This window comes from Flavobacterium sp. (assembly GCF_044368625.1).
Lineage (GTDB): Bacteria > Bacteroidota > Bacteroidia > Flavobacteriales > Flavobacteriaceae > Flavobacterium.
Map to the genome: position 1 here is coordinate 1 of NZ_JBIPPD010000161.1, position 7,752 is coordinate 7,752.

The 7,752-nt window shown below is 33.8% G+C and carries 6 protein-coding genes and 1 pseudogene; 2 read left to right on the forward strand and 5 right to left on the reverse strand.

Annotated elements, in window-relative coordinates:
* Window positions 1–114: 114 nt before the first annotated feature.
* The 3 genes from ACIQ2X_RS11685 to ACIQ2X_RS11695 all read right to left on the reverse strand — a co-directional run bounded on the left by ACIQ2X_RS11685 (window position 115) and on the right by ACIQ2X_RS11695 (window position 4,095).
* The gene (locus tag ACIQ2X_RS11685) at window positions 115–387 is read right to left on the reverse strand and encodes a hypothetical protein (RefSeq protein ID WP_396179096.1); all 273 of its coding nucleotides are present in this window, start codon (window positions 385–387) and stop codon (window positions 115–117) included.
* Window positions 388–392: 5 nt separating this feature from the next.
* Window positions 393–3,125 carry a carboxypeptidase-like regulatory domain-containing protein gene (locus ACIQ2X_RS11690; RefSeq protein ID WP_396179097.1) on the reverse strand — a complete coding sequence of 911 codons (2,733 nt, stop codon included), beginning with the start codon at window positions 3,123–3,125 and terminating at the stop codon, window positions 393–395.
* A gap of 118 nt (window positions 3,126–3,243) precedes the next feature.
* Window positions 3,244–4,095: a GLPGLI family protein gene (locus ACIQ2X_RS11695; RefSeq protein ID WP_396179098.1), complete on the reverse strand. Its 852-nt coding sequence runs from the start codon at window positions 4,093–4,095 to the stop codon at window positions 3,244–3,246.
* Between the two features lie 289 nt (window positions 4,096–4,384).
* Between ACIQ2X_RS11695 and ACIQ2X_RS11700 the strand changes: the two genes are divergently transcribed.
* Together ACIQ2X_RS11700 and ACIQ2X_RS11705 are read left to right on the forward strand one after the other, a co-directional pair.
* Window positions 4,385–5,995: a sensor histidine kinase gene (locus ACIQ2X_RS11700; RefSeq protein WP_396179099.1), complete on the forward strand. Its 1,611-nt coding sequence runs from the start codon at window positions 4,385–4,387 to the stop codon at window positions 5,993–5,995.
* Window positions 5,985–6,665 carry a response regulator transcription factor gene (locus ACIQ2X_RS11705; RefSeq protein WP_396179100.1) on the forward strand — a complete coding sequence of 227 codons (681 nt, stop codon included), beginning with the start codon at window positions 5,985–5,987 and terminating at the stop codon, window positions 6,663–6,665. The genes ACIQ2X_RS11700 and ACIQ2X_RS11705 overlap by 11 nt, the downstream gene beginning before the upstream one ends.
* Window positions 6,666–6,673: 8 nt before the next feature.
* On the opposite strand, the gene ACIQ2X_RS11710 is transcribed toward ACIQ2X_RS11705, so the two are convergent.
* Complete coding sequence (locus tag ACIQ2X_RS11710; RefSeq protein WP_396179101.1) at window positions 6,674–7,564, reverse strand: GLPGLI family protein; 891 nt, start codon at window positions 7,562–7,564, stop codon at window positions 6,674–6,676.
* Between the two features lie 87 nt (window positions 7,565–7,651).
* Window positions 7,652–7,752, reverse strand: a pseudogene (locus ACIQ2X_RS11715) (IS1595 family transposase); the annotation flags it as partial.

Below are 7,752 nucleotides of genomic sequence, written 5' to 3' on the forward strand. Positions count from 1 at the left end.
TTAGAAAATTCAATTATCTTAGTCCAATAGAAACTCTAAATAATAAGTTTGTTGCACTTATGAATTGAACACAGCATTTATCTATTTAAAAATAATTTTCAAATATATCACTTTTTACTTCTGAATCATCTCATAGAAGTACATTACCATCCAAATTATAATAATAAAGTAAAAAATATAATACTTTTTGGCTACAAACGTTCCGTTTTGTTTTTCTAAATAAATTCGAAATAAAAAAGAACCAACGGCAATAAATCCTAAAATAATAGTGCCAATTGTTAACAATAAAGATCCTGTTGACTCAAACATTTTTCGCAAAAACAAAATCAAAACAAAACAAACCAGTGGTACAAGTCGCAACTGTTTTTCTAACTTTACGGTATCCATCTTGCTTATAAATTATATTTCAAACTCAAAAGAATGTACCTCGGCTGGACCGTATATTGCGAATCGCTTGTGGCAAATTGCGAAAAGCTGTTGTCGCGCAAGATTTTTGTATTCAAAATATTGGTTGCCGAAAGTTTGTATTCCCAATGACTGTCTTTAGTTTTTTGATAAATCAAACTTGCCGATAGAAAATCATACTCGTTTTCGACCGTTTTGTCTTTGTTGTAATAGTGAAAATACTCATATTCGGATACAAAAGAAAAACTTTTCAGGAAAAAATAATCCAATTTCACCGTCGGACTGTCTGTAAAAAAGGTCTCGTTGGGCAATTGATTAGCCGTATATCCGTATCCCAACTCAATATTAGGAACGTTTTTGAAATTGGTTGAGGCCTTAAAAATATAATTTTGCCTGAATTGTTCGTTTGTGACAAAAACATCTTGAAAGGTGTTTCGATCCACTAAAATGTTATTGAATTTCGACCAATTTAAATTCACAGCTAACGATGCCTTGTAATATTTTAAAAATCCACGGCCATAAAGCAGTCGACCAGAAACAGCCTCATCGGCAAATGGCGAATTAAAAATCGTAGATACTTGATTGACATTGTCAAACAAAGCCCTTGTTTTTAAGGCTTCAACGGTTTTATTGTAACTTATATTGGCACTTATGTTTTCAAAATTAAACATATTGTACTTAAAATATCCCAAAGTGTGCGTTTGCTGAATGGCGTTTTCAAGCGTTCGATTTCCAGCTGATAAACTGTTGAAGTTATTCAATACAAACCCTTCGGCTAGATTGTTAATATCCGAAAAATTATTATTGAGCGAAAAATTATACGTCAACGTTTCTGACTTTTTAATTTGAAAAATAGCTAAAAAATCGGGTAAAACTCTAGTTAAATTCAACTTGAAATTGGTACCAAGCTGCTCATTGTTTAAATTATATTGATGAATGCTAATTCCGGGTGTAAACGTAAATTTTCCGGTCAATATTTTATAATGCAATCCTAAAAAAGCATCGTTAAAACGATAAGTCACATCATTCGTATTTTCGGGATTGTCTAAATCATTAACGTTTTGATTGTCTAAAATCTGAAAAATGCGAGAATTAAAACTTTGATGAGAGTTCGTATTTCCAAGCGTTACATTAATGTTACTTTTTGGAGTTAAAATGTAGTAATAATCTAGTTTCGAATCTAACTTGCTCGTTTTTACAAAACGTTCTTGATTGATGTTGTTTCTGTTTTGTCCCGCAATAAAACCATTGAATTCAAAAGGTTGTGTTTGTAAATTGGCGTTGTAAAAAGGGTCTTCTTCTTGATACATGTGTTGGGTTTCAAAGGCAAAAATATGTTTGTTAGTTGGCGTGTAATAAAAACTCAAGTTCTGATTGATTGTTACCGGCTCTTGGTTGCCATTGGTAAAAATATCCTCTGAATTTTCGTTTAAATTTTCGTCAATAACTTGTCTAAAAAGCGAGCTGTTATCGTCTTGTTTTGAAAACCTACTCAAAACATCATAATCCATTTGGAATTTTTCATTCGGTTTGAATTGTGTACTTAATTTTACCAAACCCAATGTGCTGTTTTGATTTGCAAGTTGGTTGCTGTTTTGGGTCGAAGCCACTTCGGTCGAATTGGGTCGTAAAAAGTTGGTATTTGTAATGGTTTCGGTTTGCGTTTGCGATTGTGATAGAATTCCGAAACCACTAAACGTCCATTTTTTGTTGGGGTTAAAGGAGAAATTGGCTGCATTAAACTTGGTATCAATTTCCTTGGCTCTGTTGTTTCGCAACAACGGAATACCCAAATTGTTGCTTGAAACATTAAAACTCGAACCGCCTTTGGCCATCATATTTCGAAATCCACCCGTAAATTTAAAATAATCTTGAATAGTCAATGGGAGCTCGCCAATATTGTTATAGTTCGAAATCAAATTGATGCTGTATTTCGGGCTGTAATAAAACAGTTTCGGATTGGTTACAAATCGGTTCACGTCGTTGTTGTCGTCAATTCCGCCACCTGCATTGACATCGCCAAACCAAAAGTTCTTTTTACCACTTTTTAATTTGATGTTCATCGCGAGATTATCCTGGTTGTTTTCAACGCCTTTCAAAATTGAATTTTCGTTGTAGTTGCGCAACACCTGGATTTTATCAATCGCATCTGCTGGAATATTTTTTACCCCTAATTTCGTATCCCCGTCAAAAAAATCTTTTCCGTCAATCATTAATTTCTGCACTTTTTTACCTTCCACTTCCACTTCGCCATCGGCATTTACTTCCACACCGGGAAGTTTTTTCAATACATCTTCTAGTTTTCGTTCGGTTCCTGTGGTAAAAGAATCGGCATTGTACACAATCGTATCGCCTTTGATCGAAACAGGCATTTCCCGCACAACTTCAACACCTTCGAGTTCCATTCCTTCCGAAAGAACAATTACTTTAGTGCTGTTTTCGGCACCAGTAGTAAAATTTTCTTCAAATGTGGCGTACCCAATATAACTTACTTTAAGAATATACTTTGTATTGGGTTTTAATGATAGTTGGAATTTTCCTTTGTCATTCGTTATCGAATAGCCGTCCATCGCCTTGGTTTCTTGATTAACTGCCATAACGTTGGCCATTTCTAAACCAAGTTTGGAATTATCAGTAACAGTGCCTTCGAGCCTAATGTTCTGTGCGTTTGTTGCAAAAGCAAAGAAGGTTAAAAAAAAGAAAAGAGTAATTTTTTGCATTGTTTTTGGAAATAAATAGGTTTGCAAACCAGTTTAATTTTGGTACAGAATTGGAAGATTATTTCTTCCATTCTTTGTTAGACTCCATTTTAACTCAATCGTTACTTTATTTTTGATTTTAATTTTCAAAAGAGTGAATGATAATCCCGTCTTCATTTTTCATACTGTCCATTTTTTTCTTTTGAATCCTATCAAATTCTTTTTTAGAAACCTTATCACCCGTATTTGGTCTTTTAATTTTTAACTTTTCTTTACTGTTCAAAACTACTTTGGAGCACAAAACAACTAAGTTCTCTTCATTAATTTCTAAAATAAGTCCGGGCAAACCCCAATAATTATTTGGACCAAAACTCACCGGAATTTCGGGTGTATACCAAGCAACAATCACTTTGTCTTTGGGTTCTTCCATTTTAAAAAGAGCTGGTTTTTTTTCTTCTCTTTTCAAAAAATCGCTGTAATCTTGCTTTTGTTTCTCGCTAACCGGAATGATTAATTCAGCTTTCATGCAAGTATAATCGCCAATTTTTTTGGTCTCATTTACCATTTGCCATTTCGGTTGTTCTAAAGGTTCTTCGATTAAAAATTCTTTTCCAAAAATTTCATCTTCTTCCAAACTTATTTTTTCTTTGGTGTTGATGTACTTTTTACCACCACCCGACATTTTTACTGAAATAGAAAAGCCATCGTTTGGATTGGTTGGCTGTTCCAAAGCCTCGTTTTCTTCATAAACGGCTTCTTGTTTGTTAAATAGCAAGGTATATGTTTTCTCGGACGATTTTTTCATAGCCAATTTCACCGCTTCGTGCAGCTCTTTGTCTTCTTCCTTTTTGTCGCCATCATCTAACTTAATTTTATCCGTTTTAAAAATAAACTTCGAAAAATATTCGGCTTTTCCCTGAAAATCTTGTCCCATCATTTTGGTGCAAACCAACAATACCATAATTGTAACCGTGATAATCAATCTGTTCATAATTTTGATTTTTAAATTTTACTATTCGTTTTTTAGGAGCTTTTTCCCGCCAACGTTTCAAGTCCCGAAGAAAAATCGGGAGCTTTCCACTCATGTCGGGGCTAGCTTCGCCGTCTGAAACCTGAGGCCTAAAATAATCTTTGTGATTCATCTCAAGGCCACTAACTCAAATTAGCAGGTTTCAAATCGACACTACAAATTAAATGATTTTAAATCCGACACAGCGTTAATGAAAGTTAACGATTGTTAACACCTCTCATAGTATCAAATTCCTTCTTACTTTTGAAATATGAAAATCAAAAACTACAAATTCATTATCATTTTCATTACCCTAACGGTATTGGCAACAATAGGCTTGCAAATTTTTTGGAACATCAAAAGCTACAAGGAAACCAAAAATCAACTCATCAAAGAAGTACAAACTGCTTTTGATAACAGTATTGAATATTATTATGTAGAAGATTCTAAAAATGATTTTGTGGCTTTTGTTGATGAAAATGAAACCATTGCTAAAGACGATTTTATCGATAACGTAATTAATGATTCCATTTTTAGTAAAAACATTGGCAAAATAAAACGAAGTCGTACTAAAAAAGTAAACAATCTAAAAAAAGATACCACCAAAATTGATACCTCAAATTTTAAAATTTCAGTAGCATTTACATCTTCTACATTAGAACTTAAAGACGCTGATATTCCTAAAAAAATACAAGACTCGATTAACCAGACACCAAAATGGAAAAACAAAAAAGATACCACCAATCCACAATCCAATATAGAAATTCATGGCGATGCTCATAAAATTTCTGCAATTAAAGTTTTTAAAGGCAAAAAAGCCACTGACAGTATTTCAAAACTAACCAATCTAATCAACAAGATTATCATTTCCACTTTTCAAGATTCCATCAACTTTGAAAAGTTGAGCAAATCTGTCGATAGAGAATTGGCTCGAAAAAACGTTAACGTTGATTATCGTTTACAACATTTCAAGTCCGATACCCTTTTTAGACAATTTCAAAAAGACACTATTTCAATTTTACCATTAACTGCCGTTTCAGGAACTACTTTTATTCCAAAAGAACAAAAACTTCAAATCGCATTTTCCGACCCAACATTATTGCTCTTAAAACGTAGTTTTACCGAAATATTTCTTTCCTTATTACTTTCATTATCCATCATTTCGTGTTTAATCATTCTACTAAAAATCATTCAAAAACAGAAAAAAATAGACGAAATCAAAAACGATTTAATCAGCAACATTACCCACGAGTTTAAAACACCAATTACTACCATTTCTGCTGCAATTGAAGGCATTAAAAACTTCAATGCCGTTGACGACAAAGAAAAAACCACTCGTTATCTCGATGTTTCAGGACAACAATTAAACAAACTAAAAATTATGGTCGAGAAATTGCTAGAAACGGCATCCTTGAATACCGACAAATTAAACCTTAATAAAGAAGAAATAAATAGTGTTGAACTCCTAAAAACCAATATCGAAAAGCACCAAATTGCAACTGATAAAGAAATTATTTTTACGGCTAATCAGGAAATTATTTTAGCGCATGTAGATGTGTTTCATTTTGAAAATGCCATTTCAAACTTGATTGATAATGCCCTAAAATACGGCGGAAACAAGGTAGAAGTTGCCATTGTTCAAACGCCCAAACGCATCGAAATTACGGTTGAAGACAACGGTCTTGGAATTGAAAAATCGCAACGAGAAAAGATTTTCGAACAATTTTACCGGATTCCAAAAGGCAATATTCACGATGTAAAAGGTTTTGGAATTGGACTCTATTACGCAAAAAAAATCATAGAAAAACACAACGGTACTTTGGAACTAGTATCTAATACTAACAAAACCATCTTTAAAATCGCAATTACAAATGCCCCCTAAAATCAAAATTCTTTTAGCCGAAGACGAACCCGCACTTGGTTTAATCATCAAAGAAAGTTTAGAAACCCGAGACTTTGAAGTAACGCATTGCCTCAACGGCGAAGCAGCCTTTGAACTATTTACAAAACAAAAATTTGATTTGTTGGTTCTGGACGTTATGATGCCCAAAAAAGATGGTTTCTCAGTAGCTAAAGACGTTCGGAAAATGGATAAAAAAGTCCCTATTATTTTTCTAACAGCCAAGTCGCAAACCCAAGACGTAATTGAAGGATTCAATGCGGGAGGAAACGATTACCTCAAAAAACCCTTCAGTATGGAAGAACTAATTGTGAGAATTCATGCACTTTTAGGCAGAATTAATAGCGCTAAAAACGAAGAAAAAATTTCAATTGGCAATTATAATTTCAATTTTACGAAACAAACTTTGCACTTTTCTGAACTTATAATCACGTTAACGCATCGCGAAGCTGCGCTTTTACATTTATTAATCGAAAACAAAAATGAAATTTTGGACCGTTCCATTGTGCTCAAAAAAATATGGGGCAACGACGATTTTTTTAACGGAAGAAGTATGGATGTATTTATTACCAAACTCCGTAAAAAACTAAACCTTGACCCCAACATTCAAATTATAAATGTTCGTGGTCAAGGTTATAAACTTATTTTTTAACAGTAGTATTACCTCCCAAAACGCATTCCGCCATTCCCGCTTCTTCTCATTTCTTGCATCTCTTTCATTTTGGCGGTTACTATTTCATCATACTCTTTTTGGGTAACCTCCTTGCCCTTATTAGGGGCTTTGATTTCCACTTTTTCTTTGGCATTCATCACTACTTTTGAACATAAAATAATGGTTTTGCCATCATTCACTTCCAAAATTAATCCAGGCAAACCCCAATACCCTTCCGGACCTTGATTAACGGGAATTTCAGGAGTGTACCATGCGGTAATGATTACCTCTTTTGGAATTTCAAAACCGTCCATAAAGTTGGTTGATTGTGGTTTCTCGGTTTTTTTCTCGTCTTTTGAGTCCTCAACCTTGGCTTCGTCTTTGGCACGCATGTTTCTAAAATCTGAAGCGTCTACTGGTTTTACAGCCGTAGCTTTATAGCAAGTGTATCCTCCAATTTTTCTTGTTTCCGACTCCATTTTCCATTCAAGTGTGGGAAGTGCGTCTTTAATCAGAAACTCTTTTCCCATAAACTCCTTGTCCACGCTATACACTTTTTCTTTTACGTTTTTGTAATACGTTCCGCCGCCACCCATCATGGACGACATCATTCGCATATTTCCGCCCGTACCTGGAGCTTCTAGCTTTTCTTCTTCTTTATAAATCGATGCTGAACGGTCAAAATTCAAAATAAATGTTTTTTCAAACATACCTTTCATCCGTTGCTCGATCATTTTTCGCATCTCAGGAGTTAGGTCTTTGTTGCCTTCCATACGTTTGGACATATCAGAAGTGCTCGTTTTGGATTCATAAATCGCCAAACCTTGAAACTCCTTCTGGGCTGTAACGCTGAAAATTCCAAAAAGAAATAGTGCAAGAGTAAATAGTGATTTGTTCATGAGGAGTATTTATAAAATGAATATTGTGTTAGACTCTCAATCTACTTATTTGTTACAATAAAAAATGTCCAATTAAAATTATTTGAGTTATATATTTAGTTTCTGTATTATTTGATTTTGATATATTGGCATTTCTATCATCATTCTTTCGATTGTTTTGTGGAATATAGTTTCTTTGAAAATTGATC